Source organism: Paenibacillus borealis, assembly GCF_000758665.1.
Taxonomy (GTDB): Bacteria; Bacillota; Bacilli; order Paenibacillales; family Paenibacillaceae; genus Paenibacillus_AQ; species Paenibacillus_AQ borealis.
In genome coordinates this window covers 5,898,571-5,917,622 of sequence record NZ_CP009285.1, presented here as the reverse complement: position 1 = coordinate 5,917,622, position 19,052 = coordinate 5,898,571, and the positions used below count along the sequence as shown (strand labels likewise).

General features: G+C 49.4%; 12 protein-coding genes. 8 read left to right on the top strand and 4 right to left on the bottom strand.

Features of this window, described 5'->3' with window-relative positions:
• Positions 1-97: 97 nt before the first annotated feature.
• Positions 98-1,204: an AI-2E family transporter gene (locus PBOR_RS25190; RefSeq protein WP_042216430.1), complete on the top strand. Its 1,107-nt coding sequence runs from the start codon at positions 98-100 to the stop codon at positions 1,202-1,204.
• A gap of 198 nt (positions 1,205-1,402) precedes the next feature.
• Here the strand turns inward: PBOR_RS25190 and PBOR_RS25185 are convergent, their stop codons facing one another.
• Entirely contained in the window at positions 1,403-2,218 is an 816-nt protein-coding gene (locus PBOR_RS25185) for a helix-turn-helix transcriptional regulator (RefSeq protein WP_042216428.1), read from the bottom strand.
• Between the two features lie 134 nt (positions 2,219-2,352).
• Here PBOR_RS25185 and PBOR_RS25180 point away from each other — a divergent pair, with 134 nt between their 5' ends.
• Entirely contained in the window at positions 2,353-5,976 is a 3,624-nt protein-coding gene (locus PBOR_RS25180; RefSeq protein ID WP_042216426.1) for a glycosyl hydrolase 115 family protein, read from the top strand.
• 978 nt (positions 5,977-6,954) lie between these two features.
• Here the strand turns inward: PBOR_RS25180 and PBOR_RS25175 are convergent.
• From PBOR_RS25175 to PBOR_RS25165, 3 genes are read right to left on the bottom strand one after another with little or no spacing between them, the layout of a single operon-like run.
• A complete protein-coding gene (locus tag PBOR_RS25175) occupies positions 6,955-7,698 on the bottom strand; it encodes an amino acid ABC transporter ATP-binding protein (protein WP_042216424.1) in 744 nt (247 codons plus the stop codon).
• Positions 7,699-7,713: 15 nt separating this feature from the next.
• The gene (locus PBOR_RS25170) at positions 7,714-8,373 is read right to left on the bottom strand and encodes an amino acid ABC transporter permease (RefSeq protein ID WP_042216422.1); all 660 of its coding nucleotides are present in this window, start codon (positions 8,371-8,373) and stop codon (positions 7,714-7,716) included.
• Between the two features lie 29 nt (positions 8,374-8,402).
• A complete protein-coding gene (locus PBOR_RS25165; protein ID WP_425415506.1) occupies positions 8,403-9,137 on the bottom strand; it encodes an amino acid ABC transporter substrate-binding protein in 735 nt (244 codons plus the stop codon).
• A 309-nt stretch (positions 9,138-9,446) separates the two neighbouring features.
• On the opposite strand from PBOR_RS25165, the gene PBOR_RS25160 reads away from it, so the two are divergent.
• The 6 genes from PBOR_RS25160 (at position 9,447) to PBOR_RS25135 (ending at position 18,973) form a co-directional block, all read left to right on the top strand.
• Positions 9,447-10,415: a LacI family DNA-binding transcriptional regulator gene (locus PBOR_RS25160; RefSeq protein WP_042216418.1), complete on the top strand. Its 969-nt coding sequence runs from the start codon at positions 9,447-9,449 to the stop codon at positions 10,413-10,415.
• Between the two features lie 179 nt (positions 10,416-10,594).
• Entirely contained in the window at positions 10,595-11,554 is a 960-nt protein-coding gene (locus tag PBOR_RS25155; protein ID WP_042216416.1) for an ABC transporter permease, read from the top strand.
• A 14-nt stretch (positions 11,555-11,568) separates the two neighbouring features.
• A complete protein-coding gene (locus PBOR_RS25150) occupies positions 11,569-12,465 on the top strand; it encodes a carbohydrate ABC transporter permease (RefSeq protein ID WP_042216415.1) in 897 nt (298 codons plus the stop codon).
• Between the two features lie 106 nt (positions 12,466-12,571).
• Positions 12,572-14,197, top strand: a complete 1,626-nt coding sequence (locus PBOR_RS25145) for an ABC transporter substrate-binding protein (RefSeq protein ID WP_042216414.1) — start codon at positions 12,572-12,574, stop codon at positions 14,195-14,197.
• A 28-nt stretch (positions 14,198-14,225) separates the two neighbouring features.
• Complete coding sequence (locus PBOR_RS36435) at positions 14,226-16,694, top strand: PfkB family carbohydrate kinase (RefSeq protein ID WP_081972177.1); 2,469 nt, start codon at positions 14,226-14,228, stop codon at positions 16,692-16,694.
• A 29-nt stretch (positions 16,695-16,723) separates the two neighbouring features.
• A complete protein-coding gene (locus PBOR_RS25135) occupies positions 16,724-18,973 on the top strand; it encodes a GH32 C-terminal domain-containing protein (RefSeq protein WP_425415551.1) in 2,250 nt (749 codons plus the stop codon).
• The last annotated feature ends 79 nt before the right edge of the window (positions 18,974-19,052 follow it).

The window sequence follows — 19,052 nt, the reverse complement described above, 5'->3', positions numbered from 1 at the left end:
AGCTTTTCTTTAGACTTGGTTTAGTCTGAATTAAGAATGACGCACTATATTATAGGGAAAAGAACCGCCGGTTCAAATATGAAAACGGGAGTCACTCATGGCCAAACTGAATTTGTTCATCCGCATTTGTATTGCAGTGCTGCTGGTGCTGGGAATCATCTATGTAAGCTCACTGGTGGACTTTATTTTCACACCTGTTATCTCGCTGTTCAGTGTTGCCATTGTGCCGTTAATGCTGGCCGTCTTCTTCTATTATCTGCTGCGTCCATTGATTGATTACCTGGCCTCCCGCAAGCTGAACCGGACAGTCGCTATATTGCTGGTCTATCTGGTTATCGCTGTGCTGCTGCTGGGATTCACGGTAGGCGTCTGGCCGTCGCTGCAGAATCAGCTGGTGAATCTGGCGAATAATATGCCGGGCGTATTCAATGCCGTGGGAGAGCAGCTGACGAAGCTGGAGGACAGCGATTTGTTGTCGAAGCTGATTCCTGCGGATATGAATCCGGCCAGCCAGCTGATGGATTATTTGAATAAGGGCTTCTCACTTATGACGGTTTATGTGTCGGGATTATTCTCCTTTGTCTCCAATTTCGCGATTGTACTCTTTACCTTTCCGATCCTGCTGTTCTACATGCTCAAAGAAGGCGGGAAGTTCGGCGACAAGCTCGTGAGCTTCTTTCCAAAGCGTTATCATGAGGAAGGTGCGTCCGTTGTTGCTGAAATCGACGGGGTGATGAGCAGCTTCATCGTCGGGAGAGTGCTGGTTAACCTGGCGCTGGGTGTCCTGATGTATTTTGGTTTTCTGATGATTGGGCTGCCATATTCGCTGCTGCTGACACTGGTGGCTGTGCTGATGAACTTTATCCCGTTTATCGGAGCGATTCTGTCCACCGTGCCGATCTTTATCTTCGGTCTGATTGAGTCGCCGTCCACGGCCATCTGGTCGATCGTGGTGGTGCTGGTCGCGCAGCAGATTCAGGATAATCTGGTGGCCCCTTATATCTTCGGAAAAAGTATGGATATCCATCCGCTGACGACGATCATTCTAGTCCTTGCCGGAGGCGATTTCGGCGGCATTATCGGCATCCTGCTGATTATACCCGTCTACATGATGCTGAAGATTATCACAGTCAAGCTATATGAGCTGTTTGTCCGGCAGCGCTGGGAAAAGGAACCGGAGGTGCCTGCGGAAGCGGGGGATTAAGCTGTATGCGGGTAAGACCGGGAGGCCGTCATTTGGCTTTCCGGTCTTTTTGGACTGGATGATGCTTAGTAACTGAGCCGGGAATGGCCCAAATGGTGAGAGATAGAGGGATAAATCCCGCTAACAGCGCAGGAAATGGCCCTGAATGGTGAAAATAGAGGGATAAATCCCATTAACAGCGCCGGAAATTCATAACGTTTACTGCGCAGCCTGTTTTCTGAACTCGCTGGGCGTTACTGATAGCGCCTGTTTGAAGATTTTACAGAAATACATAGATGAGTTGAAGCCGCAGGCATTCCCGATCTCCAGAATGGACAGATTGGAATTCACAAGCAGATTGCAGGCATGCTGGATTTTAATATTGTTCAGGTATTGGATCAGGGTGAGACCGGTCGCTTCTTTAAAGACATGGCATAAATAATATTTGGAGATGAAGAACTCTTCGGCGATTTCTTCGATTTTGCTGATCCGGTTATAGTTCTGACTGATGTACAACAGGATCGGGGCGAAATTTGCGTAGGCCGCAGGCACATGCTCCACTCTGGGAGATCTTACATTCTCATTCAGGATGTTCAGGATATCGGCCAGATAGATGAAAATCCGGTTGGCAGGGTCATCGATATCCTCTTTGTCGAGCAGCAGCAGCAGCTTCTTAATTCTCGGGAAGGTTTCTTTGCTGGTGGAGATGATTTCTTTGTCAAAGCAGCTGAGCAGCGACTGAATCGAACGGTCCGTGAAATGCAGCCGCAGGAAACGGTCGGTGAAATACACGCAGGTTCTGGCACAGGAGTGATTGCCCCGGCTTTTGTGAAAGGAGTTGGGCTTGAATAAAGCCACGTCATGCATCGTGATGTCATACAAGGCGTCATTGACCACGAAATGATGATAGCCGTCTTCGAGAAAATATAGCTCATAAGAGTTGTGATAGTGGAACGCGGGCATCCGGTAGTTGGAGTCATGTTTCTCGTATTCCATGGAGAATAACGGATGGGCTTGATATAAATCAGCATTCATAACTGATGCCTCCTTAATCTATAGCAATATAATACAACAAATCGTGAAATGAACAATATACTAAAAGATTATTGCTATGATTTGCTGTATATTCGAGTCAATAAATATAGATTTATATATAGGAGGCAAGCAGCGTGTCGTACGAATTAGTTAAGAGAAACACCACAATCCAAATCTACATGTCCGAAACAGAGAACAGCGCGGTACATATAGCGGTGAACAACCTTATCCGGGATATTGCGGCGGTGTGCGGCTGCAAGGCTGAGTTGTCACAAGAGATCGGTCAATGCAGCATTATAATCGGGACCGCAGGTAACGAGGCGGTGGCTGAGAACATTTCCGGGAAGCAGTTATCGCTCAACAAGCTTAGAGCTGAAGGCGCTTACCGCTGGGAAGCTTTTCTCCATGAGCTGGTGGACGGTGTATTGTATATCATCGGTACAGACAGACGCGGGACTATTTATGGAATATACGATTTATGTGAGCAGCTCGGCGTTTCTCCGTGGTATTACTGGGCGGATGTTCCGGTTAAAGTCAAAGAATCCTTCAGTCTTCCTGCGGATTACTCCAAGACAGATTGGCCGTCGGTGAAATACAGAGGCATCTTCCTGAATGATGAAGAGGAGCTGAACGATTGGGCGAAGCTGCATACCGCTGACGATACGATTGGCCCGGAGGCATATGAGAAAATTTTTGAGCTGCTGCTCCGCCTGAAAGGGAATTATATCTGGCCGGCGATGCATGTGAATTTCTTCAATGGCAACCTGCGGAACGGCGCACTTGCGGAGGAGATGGGGATTGTCGTCGGGACATCCCACTGTGATATGCTGCTGCGCAGCAACCAGAACGAATGGACGCCGTGGATCATGAGCAAAGGCTATACGGATGCCGTCTACGACTATTCTATAGAAGGAAGAAACCGCGAGGTTCTGCTGGAATACTGGCAGGAAAGTGTGGAACAGAATAAGGATTATGAAGTGAGCTTTACGATGGGCATGCGCGGTATTCATGATTCCGGGTTTCATACGAAGTCGATTGATGAAGATGATTCCTTAAGCGCGGAGGAGAAGACCACGGCTAAGGTACGTCTGCTTGGTGATATTATCAAGGATCAGCGCAAGATTCTGATAAAAGTACTCGGGGAAGCCAAGGGGGCCGAGGTACTGCAGACTTTTGTACCCTATAAAGAGGTGCTGGATCTGTACAATCTCGGTCTTGAAGTGCCGGAGGATGTCACACTGATCTGGGCGAATGACAATTTCGGGCATGTGCGCCGTTATCCGAATGAGGCGGAACGGGGGCGCAGCGGCGGGCACGGGCTGTATTACCATTCATCCTACTGGGCGCACGGGGGAACGGCCATGAGTTATCTGTTTATCAACTCGATTCCCTTGGCCCATACCGGCAATGAACTGAAGAAGTCCTATGAATCGGGAATCCGGAATATATGGGTGCAGAATATCGGCGGACTCAAGCCGCTGGAGCAGGATATGGAATTCTTCATCCGCTACGGCTGGGAAGCAGGGAAAGAAACGGGGATTACCAGGAATACCCGGCAGTTCACCGAGCACTGGATCAATACGAACTTCTCCGGTAATCGTGGTGCTGAAGCGGCTGAGTTATATGAAGTTTTTGCCCGGGTAACCAATGTGCGGAAGATTGAACATATGAATTCGGATGTCTTCACGCAAACGGTGCTGGGGGATGAGGCTGGACGCCGGCTGAAGATGCTTGAGGATATTTTCCGGCGGGGAAATGCGATTCTGGACAGTTTGCCGCCGGAGGAGCGTGCTGCCTTCTTCCAATTGTTCCTGATGAAGATACATGCTTCCTACTATACCAACCACGAATTCTATTATGCTGACCGGAGCAACCTTTCCTACGCGCGGGGGAATATGCAGGCAGCGGACCAGTACACGGAGCTATCCGGTAAAATGCTGGCCTACAAGCGGAGCATGCTGCATTTCTACAATCATAAGATGAGCGAAGGGAAATGGGAGGGAATCCTCACGCCTGAGAGCTTCCCGCCGCCTCCGACAGCAATGTTTCCGGCACGAAAACCTGCTTTGCGCATATCCGGAAGCGGGGCAAGAGTGGACCTGTGGAACAACGATGAGGCACTCTCATTCTCAGCGTATGGGGTGGCGCAAAAGTGGATCGAGATTGGGAACCAGGGAGCGGGAAGTATTCCTTATTCTATCGAAGTCACTGAAGGTGCGGACTGGATTACACTCTCGGATCATGAAGGCATGATCCACACCGAGAAAAGAATTCTTGTATCGGTATTGAATCCGGCAGAGCATGCGGGTAAGCGGGGAGTAGTTACTGTTCGCGATCATAGAAATGGAGCGGAATACTCTGTTAAGGTTCAGATTGAGAAGGGGATAGAGCTTCCCGGCAGTTATTCGGGTTATATTGAAGCGGACGGTTATGTATCCATTCCGGCAGCGGGTTACGACAGAAACAATTTCCATGAAGCTGTAGAGGGGGATGCAGCGAAGTTCGGCTGGATAACCGTGCCGGGCCTCGGCAGGCATGAGGGGGATGCGGTAATGGCCTGGCATTCGGAGCTCCGTCCGCTGGAAGTCCTGGACAAGGCGTGTCCTCATCTGGAATATGATCTCTATTTACAGCATAACGGAAAGTTCAAGCTGGAAATCTGCAGGTTCCTTACACTGGATTCCACGGGGCAGATCCGCTTCGGTGTCGGCATAGATGAAGAAGATCCGTTTATCGTAGAAAGCGAGACCCGTGACGAATGGCTCGGCAACTGGAAGGAAGCTGTGTTCGATAACGGTGAGAAAATAACGGTGGAGCTTCCGTTCCTCTCTGCCGGAGCCCATACCCTGAAAATTTATATGATGGACCGTTATGTGACCCTTACCAAACTTGTGCTGTATACCAACGCGCAAAGCGGAAGCAATCTGGGTCCTCTCTTCAGCAGACATGGGGAAACACCGGTTGCCGCGTATGGACTGGAGGGTCCGGAAGTGCAGTGGGATGAAGTGGAACGGCTGTGCAGCGGACTCTATTTAACAAGTTCGGATGAGGTTCCTCCTCCCAATGTCCTGTATGCGGACCGGGAGTTCTTCCAGACGATGAACACTCAGATCTTTAATAAGCTTGTGAATTTCCCGCAGACTGAGTTAGGTGAGCCGCGCTATGCTAACATCAGCGGAAGTGACGGGAGTAAGGATTGGCTTCAGGAATTTGGTTCCGGTGTCTTCGTTGAACAGAATGGAGTTCTGGCGATTGAAGCGGAATATGCGCTGGAGAATTCAGCGAATGCTTATCTGACGCCGGCTGCTGACGGAAGCGGCCTGAGCTGGAGTCATCTGCAGGCAGAAAAGAACGGGAGAACGGGGCTGGCGATGCACGTTGCTGCGCCGGGAATCCGGTGGGATCACCCGGAGCAGGCTCCGGCTATGAACTACCGGCTGGATATCAGTACACAGGGAACTTACCAGGTCTGGATGCTGCTCCGGCATTATAATGACAAGTCGGACTCCTGCTACCTGGCGCTGGACGGCGAAGTGCAGCCGTTATCCGAGCAGTTCGGCGGAGGTACGCTGCATACGTACAACACTGCGTATGTGTATTACTGGTGTGCGATATCCGACCTTGCGCTCACGGCCGGTGAGCATGTACTCTCCGTCCTGGCCAGAAAGTCGCAGCTGCGGATCGACCGGATCTACTTGACCACCGGTGACAAGCTGCCGCCAGTTGATGCGGTGTGGAAGGACTCGGAGCGGAGATAGCTTCGGGGAATCAAGGAACTCGGGGGAATTAAGGGAATTAAGGGAATCAATGGATTTGAGGGACTCAAGGGAATAAAAACGGCAGCCTGGAGTTGGAATTCTCCCGGGCTGCTGTTTTTTTGTTAAGGGTATAGAGGGGGCGCCCAGAATCCGCTGGAAGTGGGCTAACTGAGGAAATGAGGGGCAGAAGTGCCCCTGAATCGGCCGGAAGCGGGCAAACTGCTGGAATGAGGAGCAGAAGTGCCCCTGAATCGGCCGGAAGTGGGCAAACTGAGGAAATGAGGAGCATTAGTGCCCCTGAATCGGCCGGAAGTGGGCAAACTGAGGAAATGAAGAGCAGAAGTGCCCCTGAATCCACCGGAAGTGGGCAAACTGAGGAAATGAGGAGCAGAAGTGCCCCTGAATCGGCCGGAAGTGGGCAAACTGAGGAAATGAGGAGCAGAAGTGCCCCTGAATCCGCCGGAAGGGGGCAATATGCGAGGGTAAACGACCCAAATGTATATGGAAAACTAAATACAATGTGCCAACGTGAGGGTAAACGGACCAAATGTATGTGAAAAACCGAATACAATGTGCTACTGCGAGGGCAAACGAACCAAATGTATGCGAAAAACCGAATACAATATGCCACTGCGAGGGCAAACGAACCGAATGTATGCGAAAAAGCGAATACAATGTGCTACTGCGAGGGTAAACGAACCAAATGTATGCGAAAAACCGAATACAATGTGCCGCTGCGAGGGAAAACGAACCGAATGTATGCGAAAAACCGAATACAATGTGCCACAGCGAGGGCAAACGGACCAAATGTATGCGAAAAACCGAATACAATGTGCCGCGGCGGGGGCAAACGAACCAAATGTATGTGAAAAACCGAATACAATGTGCCGCTGCGAGGGCAAACGATAACAGAAAAGGGGCTGTCCCAAGTAGCCATTGTATGGCTAATGGGACAGCCCCTTTCTGATCCACCTCTGGTTACTCCCGGTTCAGAAATGTCCGGGTCCGCTCCAGCTGCGGGTTGCCGAAGATCTGCTCCGGTGTGCCGGATTCGGCGATTTCGCCGTTATCCATGAAGAATACACGGTCGGCCACATCGCGGGCGAAGTTCATCTCATGCGTGACGATAATCATCGTCATGTTCTCGTCCGCAAGCTGGCGGATGACCCGCAGCACCTCACCGGTCAATTCAGGATCGAGCGCCGAGGTCGGCTCGTCGAACAGGAGAATGTCCGGATTCAGCATCATCGCCCGGGCGATTGCCACCCGCTGCTTCTGCCCGCCTGACAGCATGGCGGGGTAGACGTCTGCTTTATCGGCAAGACCTACTTTGGAGAGCAGCGCCTCGCTTTTGGCCGTGATATCCTGAACACTCTCCCGCTTCAGCGTTCTCGGGGCAAGCTCCAGGTTACCCCTTACGGTGAGATGCGGAAACAGATTAAAGTGCTGAAACACCATCCCCATGGTCGAGGTGATTTCCCTAATGTCCGCATTACCGGCATATTTGCCATTGTCCACGAGCGCTTTGCCGCAGATCAGGATGCTTCCGCCGGTAACCTCCTCCAGATGCACAAGACTGCGCAGCATGGTGCTTTTGCCTGAGCCGGACGGTCCGATCACCGCAACGACTTCTCCGGGTTTAACGTCAAAGGTAATCTGTTTCAGCACATCGAGGCTGCCGAAGGATTTCTGCAATTGCGATACTTCAATCATACTACTCATAGCCAAACAGCCCTTCTACTCAAATTTGAAACGTTTCTCCAGTGTCTTGAAGAACAGCGTAAGCACCAGTGTCATCAGCAAATAAATTACGCCCGCTACGACAAAAGGGGTAACCGTGAAATCACGGTTTACCGCCGTTTTGGCGAAATTGAGCAACTCCGGTACGGCTACGGCATACAGCAAGGCAGTGTCCTTGACCAGGGTTATGGACTCATTGGCTACTGCAGGCAGCGCCACCCGGAACATCTGGGCGAGAATGACCTTGCGCAGAGTCTGCCATTTGCTCAGCCCGAGAACCTTGGCCGCCTCATGCTGGCCTTTATCGATCGAGAGCATTCCCCCGCGGAAGATCTCGGCGAAGTAAGCGCCATAATTAAGAATAAATCCAAGGCTGGCCGCAACGAACCGGTCCATGACCAGATATTGTCCAATCACGGGAATCTGCGGCAGGCCGAAGCAGAAGAACAACAGCTGCAAGAGCAGAGGAGTTCCGCGCATCACGTAAATATAAGTATGTGCAATCCAGGCCAGCGGCTTGACCGGACTTTTGGCCATCAGGGTAACCACCATTCCGAGCGGAATGGACAATACGATTACGATCAGGAACAGCAATACCGTTGTCCGTGCCCCCTCCAGCATCGGTCCGGAAATTTTGATAATATAGTCAATATTCATGTCTTCACCCGACTCCTAAAGGAAACCATCTAGTTAAGTACTTTGTTCTCTCCGAACCATTTCGTGGAAATCTCGGCAGCCGTTCCGTCACTGCTCAGCGCGTCCAATGCCTTCTGCAGCTCAGTCAGCAGGTCTTCATTGCCTTTCTTAATCCCGATGCCATATTGCTCAGGAGCCAGCGATTCATCCATCAGCTTGTAAGTCTCCGGCTCCTTGGAGATGTAATATCTGGCGACAACTTCATCAATGACTACTCCATCCAGACGTCCCGATTTCAGGTCTGTCAGGGCAAGCACATTATCGGTGAATTCAGAGACACCTTTAAGCTCCGCCTTGATCGGATTAGCATCCAGGGCATCGGCAGCAGATGAGAGGCTTTGCAGTCCGACCTCTTTGCCGGCCAGATCCTTAAGCGTAGACAGCGCTGAATCTGCAAGCACGACTACAACCTGGCTGTTCTCCAGATAAGGCTTGGTGAATAATACTTTTTCCTTGCGCTCGTCTGTGATGGTGTAGCCGTTCCATATCATATCAATGCGTCCGCTATTCAGCTCCGATTCCTTGGCAGACCAGTCAATCGGCAGGAAGGTAACCTCTTTGCCCATTTTCTCAGCAGCCGCTTTCGCATAGTCAATATCGAACCCGACAATTTCATTGTTATCATCCCTGAAGCCCATCGGGGCAAACTTATCATCTATACCGATCACCAGCTTACCGTCATTACTTCCGGAACTGGAGCAGCCTGCTATTATAGCAATAGCCATAATTACCAATAAACCCAATATCCCTTGTCTCTTCATCTCTCTATTCCCCCTAGTAGATTACACGCAGCAGCCTGCGCTTTAGTTCGTTAATACGTTATCAGTTTATCATAATAACATATCATGTGAGTTAATGTCGATAGAGTAGGGGAACACATTTGTGTCCAAATCTCGTCATCCAAACTGCGCCAGCGGCCTTTTTAGGGACTTAAAAGATAATCCTATAATATTTGAAACGTTTCCAAAATAATTATTGAAACGTTTCCACTTTGGTGCTATTATAATTTTCATAAGAGAGTTCGGGGGTGTTAAATGACAAGCATTAAAGATGTTGCCAGCTTAGCAGGGGTTGCAGTAGGGACCGTGTCCAGAGTCATTAACAACTCTGGCGCTGTGAAGCCGAAGACACGCAAAAAAGTAGAGGAAGCCATACAAGAGCTAAATTATTTCCCAAATGAAGTGGCCCGGAATTTCAAGATGCAGAAGTCCAAGATGGTTGCCCTGCTGCTTCCCAGCATCTGGAATCCTTTCTTTTCGGAGCTGGCGTATTACATTGAGGATGAATTGGACCGGGAAGGGTTCAAGCTTATGCTGTGCAACAGCGGCGGCAAACCCGAGAAGGAGCTCTATTATCTGGAAATGCTCCGGCAAAACAAAGTGGCTGGTATCGTTGGCATTACTTACAATGATATCGAGAATAATGTGAGCAACGACATTCCGATTGTAAGCATCGACAGACACTTTAACAAGAAAATCACCTGTGTAACCTCGGATAATTATGAAGGCGGACGGCTGGCTTTACGGGAGCTCGTAAAGGCGGGGGTAAAGAAACCGGCATTTCTGGGAAGTATCACTTCTGTATTCAGTGAAACGATGAACAGGAGAAAGGGATTCATTGATGAGGCAGAGGCTTTGGGAATCGATTATGTAATCTATGAGAAACCGGATCCCATTGTGGATGATAATGCCTATTTTAACGAATTCCTGAAGGAGCATGGCGACGTGGATGGTATTTTTGCGATTACCGATATGTTAGCTGCCAATTATATTGAAAGAGCCCGCAGGCAGGGCAAGCGTGTTCCGGAAGATATCAAGGTTATCGGATACGACGGGATTCAGGATAATCCTTATTTCCATCCAATCTTATCAACAATCAGACAGCCGGTAGAAGAAATGGCACGTATGACTATCAGACTTCTCTATAACAAGATCGAGGGTATACCCTTAGACAAGCAAGTGTATCGTATCCCTGTTATGTTCAAGCAAGGTGAAACTACATGATCCCTGGGGGATCGGAAAACATCAGCTCATCCGGTATGGATATAAATAAACTGACGTTTTTCTTTCAAAATTGGAAACGTTTCAAAAAGATAATTAAGCCTACTCAGACCATTTGAAATATAAAATAATCTCTTCTTACCCAAAATTGGAAACGTTTCAAATTTACTGGTCACTTTTACATGAAAGGGAGAATAAACGTGAATTCAACAACCAGCGGGGCAGTGATCAAACCAAAACGGAAAGTGTGGGCCCGGGTCAAACGCGACTACGAACTATACCTGTTTCTACTGCCGATCATTATTCTGTATCTCGTATTTAAATATTACCCGATGTATGGGGTGCAGATTGCTTTTAAGGATTTCTCGCCAAGTCAGGGAATCTGGGGAAGTGAGTGGGTAGGATTCCAGCACTTTACAGACTTTTTCAATTCCTACAACTTCTGGACCATTATCAAGAATACGCTCTCCCTCAGCTTCCTTTCACTGTTGTTTGGTTTCCCGGCTCCCATCATTATCGCCATTATGCTAAATCAGATGCTGGGCAAATCATACAAGAAATTTGTGCAGACCGTAATCTATGCACCGCACTTTATATCAACCGTAGTCCTGGTCGGAATGCTTAATGTCTTTCTGTCTCCGAACAGCGGAATTGTGAATCACCTCATCACCTGGCTTGGAGGAAATCCCATTCTGTTTATGGCCGATGCAGGCTGGTTCCGTCCTCTGTATATTTTATCCGGGATATGGCAGGAGACAGGCTTCGCCACGATTATATACCTGGCTGCTCTTGCCGGGGTCAATCCTGAACTGCATGAAGCTGCAACTATGGATGGGGCGAATAAGTGGAAGCGCATACTCAATGTAGATATTCCGAGTATTTTGCCTACAATCGTTATTCTGCTAATTCTCGCACTCGGCAACATTATGAGTATCGGGTTTGAAAAAGCATTCCTTATGCAGAGCGATTTGAACTACGCCACCTCCAATATTATCCCTACCTATGTGTATGAAATGGGGATTCAGAAGGCGCAATACAGCTTCTCTACAGCGGTTGGCCTGTTTAACTCACTGATCAATATTATCCTGATTTTCACCGTTAACCGCATCGCCAAAAAGCTGACAGAAACCAGTCTGTGGTAAGGAGGAGTTTACCTATGAATCAATTATTGAAGAGAAAGAGCAGAGGGGACATATGGTTTGACATCATCAACTATTTTTTGCTGACCGTAATTATGCTGCTCGTATTATTTCCATTGTACTTTGTACTGATTGCCTCATTTAGTGATCCCAATTATATCTACTCGGGTGAGGTCTGGCTGTTTCCGAAAGGCTTCACACTGGACGGGTATGAGCGGATATTCAGTGATTCCTCCATATGGATCGGGTACGCCAATTCGATTATATATGCAACTCTCGGAACATTAATCGGAGTAGCGGTGACTGTGTTTGCAGCCTACCCGTTAGCCCGCAGAGAACTGGCCGGAAAGTCTGTGATTATGTGGTTTTTGCTGGTCACTATGTTTTTTAGCGGCGGGCTGATTCCTACCTATCTGCTGATCAAGGATCTTCACCTGCTGAATACGATGTGGGCTCTAGTCATTCCAGGGGCAGGCGGTGTATTCAACGTCATCATTGTAAGGACCTTTTTCCAATCGTCCATCCCGGATGAAATGTGGGAAGCAGCATCGATTGACGGATGCTCCAATACGAGGTTCTTCTGGAGCATCGTCCTGCCCTTGTCCAAGTCCATTCTGGCGGTAATGGTGCTGTATCATGTGGTCGGCTTCTGGAACGGGTTCTTCGACGCATTGATCTACCTTAATGATGAGAGCAAGTATCCGCTGCAACTGGTGCTCCGCAACATCCTGGTTCAGAATCAGGTCAACTCCGGCATGATGATCGATGTGGAATCCTATGCAGCCAAGATGCGTGTTACAGAGCTAATTAAATACGGTGTCATCATGGTGTCCAGTCTGCCGCTGCTTGTCTTGTATCCTTTCCTGCAGAAGTACTTTGTTAAGGGTGTCATGATTGGCTCGATCAAGGGGTGAGGCTGACAGAGTCCTGAAAGGGGTGATGTACAGAATTAGATGAAACCTGAGGAACAGTAACGTATGATTTTCGCTTGTGGAACGAAATAAGGGGAGGTTATGTAGAATGAAATCTTTATTCAAAGGCGCTGGGATTGTAATGCTGGCCGGAGCATTTGCTGTCAGCGGGTGTTCGGGAAATGGTAACGGGGCAAATAATCAGTCCGGCAATCAGAATCAGGAAGCGAATTTCAATCAAACGGGTCTTCCGATTGTGAAAGAAGCTGTGACTTTAAGAATGGTGTCCCCGAAAGCTGCATTGGCACCGGAATTCCCGGAAATGGAAATTTTCAAACGTCTGGAAAAGGACACCAATGTAAAAATTAACTGGGAGAACATTCCTGACACCGATTATACAGAAAAGAAAAACCTGCTGCTCGCAAGCGGAGATTTGCCGGATGCCTTTTATGCAGCAGGATTCACGGATTACGAGTTAATCAATTACGGTAAGGACGGAACCATTATCCCGCTGGAGGATTTAATTGATCAGTATGCGCCTAATTTGAAAGCGCTTCTTGACCGCCGGCCTGATATCAAATCCTCGATCACAGCACCGGATGGGCATATCTACGGACTGCCATCCTATGAAGAGAATAACCTGGGAACCAATCCCTTCTTCCACGTCATCAATAAAGCCTGGCTGGATAAGCTGGGGCTGAAGGTACCACAAACACTGGATGAATATACGGAGGCTCTGCTGGCATTTAAAACGCAGGATCCGAATGGCAACGGGAAGCAGGATGAGATTCCGCTAAGCTTCATGCATATGCAGTGGTGTATGGATATTGCCGGACTATTCGGGGCCTTTGGACTTCCGGATAATCTGGAGCACCGGGTCGTGCGTGACGGAAAGGTGATTTTTACCGCAACTCAGCCTGAATATAAGGAAGCTCTGAATTATTTCCATGAAAAATGGTATAAGCAAGGCCTGATCGATCCGGAGTCCTTCACCCAGGATGCGGCACAGTATCTGGCAAAAGGCAAAACAACGGATGAAACGCTTGGATCTTATATCTGGTGGGAAGTTGAAGAGGTAGTCGGAACTGAACGCAGTAAGGATTATGTTCTGCTGTCTCCGCTGAAAGGACCGAAAGGTGATCAAATCATTGGACGTGCTAATGGCGGAGGTCCGGGCCGCGGGGCTTTTGTGATTACAAAAGAGAACAGCAATCCGGAAATAACCATGCGCTGGATCGACCAGCAGTATGAACCTTACATGGCTGCTCAAATTCACTGGGGTCCACTGGATGTCGTATTCAAGAAAGACGAAAACGGAAAATTGGTGAATCTGCCGCTTCCTGAGGGAGCCTCTGCAGGTGAATTCCGTCAAAAAGTTGCCCCAGGCGCGGGCGGACCTGGCGTTATTACCATCCAAGATCTGGGGAAAATTGTGGATCTGGAGCCACGCGCCCAGCAGCGTGCTAAAGATCTAGAGCAATATTACGATCCTTACATGGAAAAGGAAAATTATCCGAACATCTTCTTTGAGCCGGAGGAATTGGATAAAATTAACAAGATTGAGCCTGAACTCATTAAGTATGTAAATACCCAAAGAGGAAGATTTATTGTAGATGGCGGTGCAGATAAAGGCTGGGACAGCTACCTGAAGACACTGGACAAAATGGGCCTAAACGAACTGATGGAAATTTATCAAACGGGTCTGGACCGTTATAACGCAAATCTGAAAAAATAAATAAATAGATGATAGGTGGGGAGAAACTGTGCTTGATGTTATCGCTATCGGAGAAGTATTGATAGACTTTACTCCGGCAGGACGTTCAGCCGGGGGTAACGAGCAGTTCGAATGCAATCCGGGAGGGGCTCCGGCTAATGTAGTAGCCGCGCTATCCCGGTTAGGAGCCAGAACAGCATTGATCAGCAAGGTCGGGGAGGATCAATTCGGTTCCTTGCTGCACCGGACACTGCTGAGCAGCGGTGTTGATGTAACCGATGTATCTTTCACCAATGAAGCGGGCACAACGCTTGCTTTTGTCCATCTGGATGAACAGGGAGACAGATCGTTCAGCTTCTTCCGGAAGCCGGGGGCTGATACCTTCCTGCACGCGCAGGATGTCCCGCTAGAGCGGATCGGAGCATGCCGGGTTCTGCATTATGGCTCATTGTCCATGACCCATGAACCGGCCCGTACCGCAACAAAGGCAGCAGTGCTCAAAGCCAAGGAAGCAGGAGTGATGCTGTCGTTCGATCCGAACATCCGGTTTGCGTTATGGGAGAGTAAAGAGGAAGCCAGACAAAGTATTTATTGGGGCATGAATTACGCCGATATCCTGAAAATTTCGGAAGAAGAGCTTTCTTTTATAACAGGGACCAGCGACGTTGAAAAAGGCACACTGGAGCTACAGCAACAATTCGAAATCGCCTTAATCATTGTGACTCTAGCGGAAAAAGGCTGTTACTACCGTATGGCTGGTCACGCTGGATATGTGCCTGGGGTTAAGGTCAAGGCCATCGACACGACAGGAGCCGGCGATGCTTTTCTGGGGTGCCTCTTGTATAAGATTCTGGAAAGCGGAAGTTCATTGCAAAATCTAACCAGCCAGCAAATGAGCAGCATGCTGACCTTTGCTAATGCCGGCGGAGCGGCAGTTACAACACGAAAAGGGGCTCTTATGTCTATGCCGACAACAGATGAGATTAATCAGATAATAGAGTCCAGTAAAGAAAATAATGCCGATCGCTTCAGACCGGGCTTTCATTTCTCACCTCCTTCCAATTGGGCGAATGATCCAAACGGATTAGTCTACCTTGAGGGAAGCTATCATCTATTCTATCAATATCATCCTTACAGTAATAAATGGGGGCCAATGCACTGGGGCCATGCTACAAGTGAAGACCTGGTTCACTGGGTGCACGCACCTGTGGCTCTATTTCCGGACGAGCATGGAGCGATATTCTCCGGCTGCTGTGTAGTGGATTGGAATAATAGCAGCGGTCTATTCAAAGATTCCCATGGACTTGTTGCCATCTTTACCCATGCGGACACCCATCTGGAGACGAGGCAGCCGCGCCAGCGGCAAAGCTTGGCCTACAGCAGCGATAAAGGCCAGACCTGGCACAAGTATGACGGAAATCCTGTACTTGCCGAAGACGGCCTGATAGACTTCCGGGATCCGAAGGTGTTCTGGCATCCGCAAAGTGAGCGGTGGGTTATGGTTATTGTTGCTGGAGATCATGCGCGATTCTATCAATCTGCTAATTTGCGCGAATGGTCACTGACTGGAGAATTCGGCAAAGGAGAAGGCTCACACGATGGTGTTTGGGAATGCCCGGATCTGTTTGAATTGCCAATTGATGACACTGGACGTTCCAAATGGGTGCTTATCATAAGCATAGGAGATAATCCGGACTGTCCGGAAGGATCGCGTACACAATATTTCATAGGGGATTTCGATGGAACTAAGTTTATGAATGACAATCCGTCAGATCATATCCTCTGGCTGGATTATGGCAGGGACAACTATGCGGGGGTTACCTGGTCGGATATCCCTGAGCAGGACGGACGCCGTGTAATCATAGGGTGGATGAGCAACTGGAAATATGCCAACGAGACACCTACCGGTTCCTGGAGAGGTGCAATGACCTTGCCCCGTGCCTTGTCTCTGACAATCAATGACGGAAGTATAGTTCTGACCCAAAAGCCTGTCCGGGAAGTGGAGCAGCTGCGCAAAGATTCTATGAAATGGAAGGAGATTACCGTTACTCCAGTATCCCCCTTTAGACAGATAATGAATGAAGATTTGCTGGAAATTGAAGCGAAAATCGATATCCGGTCCGGGGAAGAGGTTCATATTAGTCTGAAATCCTCTGGGCAGAGTGAAATTGTTATTGGGTATGACCCTGTTCAGCAATGGCTATTCATTGACCGCTCTAAATCGGGTGTGATGGATTTCCACCCTTCGTTCGCAATCAGGCACGGTGCCCGGATGGCTGCAGTGAACGATAAGATCAAGCTGCAGGTCTGGCTGGACCGCAATGCGGTTGAAGTGTATGCCAACAATGGCCTGGTTGCTCTGACAGATCAGATATTCCCCGACGCTCCAATGCAGAGGATTGAAGTAAGCACGCAATCCGGGCAAGTTGTATTGGATTCGCTGCAGATTCATACGCTCGAATCCGTTCATATTCCCGGTGGCGCTACAGTACAGACTGCAGGGAGGAATGATGTGTGAGCCACAAAAACGGAGATCAAGGACTGCTGATGCACTGGGCCTTTGATGAAGGAAGCGGAACAAGCGTACTGGAGAGCGTGTCCCAAATCCGTGATGACATACAGTATGTATTTAATCAAGCGGAGTTTAACGAGCATAGCGGTCCGCAGTGGAGACAGGGTGTAACGGGAAGCGGGCTTCTGTTCGACGGGTATTCCACTTCTGTAGTCCATACGGTTGTTAATGAAGAGAAAAAGAATGGCGGGCAGGAGTTTCTGTCAGCACTAAGTATCGGAGTATGGGTGGCGCCGCGCACCTATGATTGGGGTTATGAAGGCAAGTTAACTGCTATCGTAAACCGTCACAATATGGAGCGTAAGCAAGGTTATCTGCTTGGCATGTTCCGGCACGGCTCCTGGTCCTTTCAGGTTGGGCTTGAGGGAGGAGAATGGAAGGAGCTTTGGGCGCCGGAGGGCTATGAATTATCCAAGAACGAGTGGTCATACGTGAACGCTGTATTTGATGGAACCCAAGGCGAAATTAAACTGTTTCTCAACGGCACTGAAATTGCTTCGGCTGATGTGCCGGGCGGTTCCCGTATTGCAGAGGCTGTGAACACGGAGCTGCTCATTGGCAAGAATAATCACAGCAGCCTGCTGGCAGAAGTATTCAATCTTCAGATGTTCAGCGGGATCATGGATGAGTTGAAGATATATAACCGCGGCTTGAGCAAAGATGAGGTTGCCGCTTCTTACCGGGAAGTGTTGGATTCTGCACATGGAGGCGTCCGGCCGCCGTTGAAATATGACGACATCAAGCTGGATCGCACTCCCCTGCTGGCAGACCGGCATAGACCACAGTATCATGTCAGCCCGCCGGCACACTGGATGAATGAGCCGCATGCACCGATCTATTTTGACGGTCAATATCATTTGTTCTATCAGCATAACCCATTGGGGCCGTTCTTTTATCATATTCATTGGGGACATTGGGTGAGCAGCGATCTGGTACATTGGCGTGATCTTCCTGTGGCCCTGTCACCGGAGAAGGATCAGCTCGCACCCGACGGAATCTGGTCGGGAAGCGCGGCCTATGATGCAGACGGACTTCCTGCCTTGTTCTTTACAGCGGGTAATGACAGTGCTTCGCCGAATCAGAGTGTGGCACTTGCCCGTAGCACTTACCCGCAGGATGGAGACCCGGATCTGATAACGTGGATTAAACATCCGGAGCCGCTTATCGTTCAGAAGCAGGGAATGGGCGCATTCGGAGATTTCCGCGATCCGTTCGTATGGAAGGATGAAGAGGGCTGGTATGCCCTGGTCGGGTCGGGAATTGAAGGTGAAGGCGGGGCAGCGCTGGCATTTGCCTCACAGGATATGCTGAATTGGACGTACAAAGGCCCATTCTTTGCAGCGGATATTCAGAAGTATCCTTATCTCGGGCCCATCTGGGAGCTCCCTGTATTTCTGCCTCTGGGCGTTGACAAGCATGGTGTGAGCAAGTATCTACTGCTGGTCAGCCCTGTGGGAGCAGGCGCCGATGTTGAGGTATTCTATTGGATCGGGCAGTTGGACAAGAATGAGCTGTCATTTATCCCGGATCAGGAAGAACCGCAATTGATAGATGTCGGTGATTTTCATTTCACCGGTCCGAGCGGCATGGTGGACCCGAAGACCGGCCGGAATATTGTCTTTACAATTGCGCAGGGCGACCGTACATCCGAACTGGAATACCAATCGGGTTGGGCCCATAACGGCGGCTTGCCGCTAAGTGTGTATTTGCGGGAGGATGGACGGCTGGGCATTGAGCCGATTCAGGAGCTGCAATCGCTGCGGGGGGAGAAACGGTTATCGCTCCGGGACAAGTCATTGGCTGAAGCTAATGTCCTGCTTAAGGATGTACAAGGTGACATGCTTGAAATTCAAGTGGAGCTGGAGCCGGGCAATGCAGGACAACTAGGAATCAAGGTCCGGTGTACACCGGATGGAGAAGAAGAAACACTGCTGTATTACGATTTCAATGAAGCTAAGCTTGTGATTGACCGCACGAAAACGACACTGCATCCGGGTGAAAAGTGTAGGGGAATCCAAGGAGGCAAGCTGGAATTGTTAGGAGAGAATCTGAAGCTGCATATCTATTTGGACCGCTCCATGGTCGAAGCCTATGCCAACGGGTTGAAAAGCCTGACGACCCGGGTATATCCAAGCCGTAAGGATGCATTAGGGCTTGAGCTCTGGGGAGACGGTAAGTCATTGGTGAAGTCTATGGAAATATGGGATATGCAGTCTATTTGGTAACGCGGGGCGCCCAGGCGCTCCTTACCCCATGAAGAAACAAAACCTCAACAAGTAAACCGCTATATGGAAGCGCTTCAGT

Bases quoted from the DNA above. Each gene is read 5' to 3' on its own strand.
- PBOR_RS25190 (WP_042216430.1), top strand. From the start codon at position 98: ATGGCCAAACTGAATTTGTTCATCCGCATTTGTATTGCAGTGCTGCTG.
- PBOR_RS25185 (WP_042216428.1), bottom strand. From the start codon at position 2,218: ATGAATGCTGATTTATATCAAGCCCATCCGTTATTCTCCATGGAATAC.
- PBOR_RS25175 (WP_042216424.1), bottom strand. From the start codon at position 7,698: ATGAGTAGTATGATTGAAGTATCGCAATTGCAGAAATCCTTCGGCAGC.
- PBOR_RS25170 (WP_042216422.1), bottom strand. From the start codon at position 8,373: ATGAATATTGACTATATTATCAAAATTTCCGGACCGATGCTGGAGGGG.
- PBOR_RS25165 (WP_425415506.1), bottom strand. From the start codon at position 9,137: ATGGCTATTGCTATAATAGCAGGCTGCTCCAGTTCCGGAAGTAATGAC.
- PBOR_RS25160 (WP_042216418.1), top strand. From the start codon at position 9,447: ATGACAAGCATTAAAGATGTTGCCAGCTTAGCAGGGGTTGCAGTAGGG.
- PBOR_RS25155 (WP_042216416.1), top strand. From the start codon at position 10,595: ATGAAAGGGAGAATAAACGTGAATTCAACAACCAGCGGGGCAGTGATC.
- PBOR_RS25150 (WP_042216415.1), top strand. From the start codon at position 11,569: ATGAATCAATTATTGAAGAGAAAGAGCAGAGGGGACATATGGTTTGAC.
- PBOR_RS25145 (WP_042216414.1), top strand. From the start codon at position 12,572: ATGAAATCTTTATTCAAAGGCGCTGGGATTGTAATGCTGGCCGGAGCA.
- PBOR_RS25135 (WP_425415551.1), top strand. From the start codon at position 16,724: ATGCACTGGGCCTTTGATGAAGGAAGCGGAACAAGCGTACTGGAGAGC.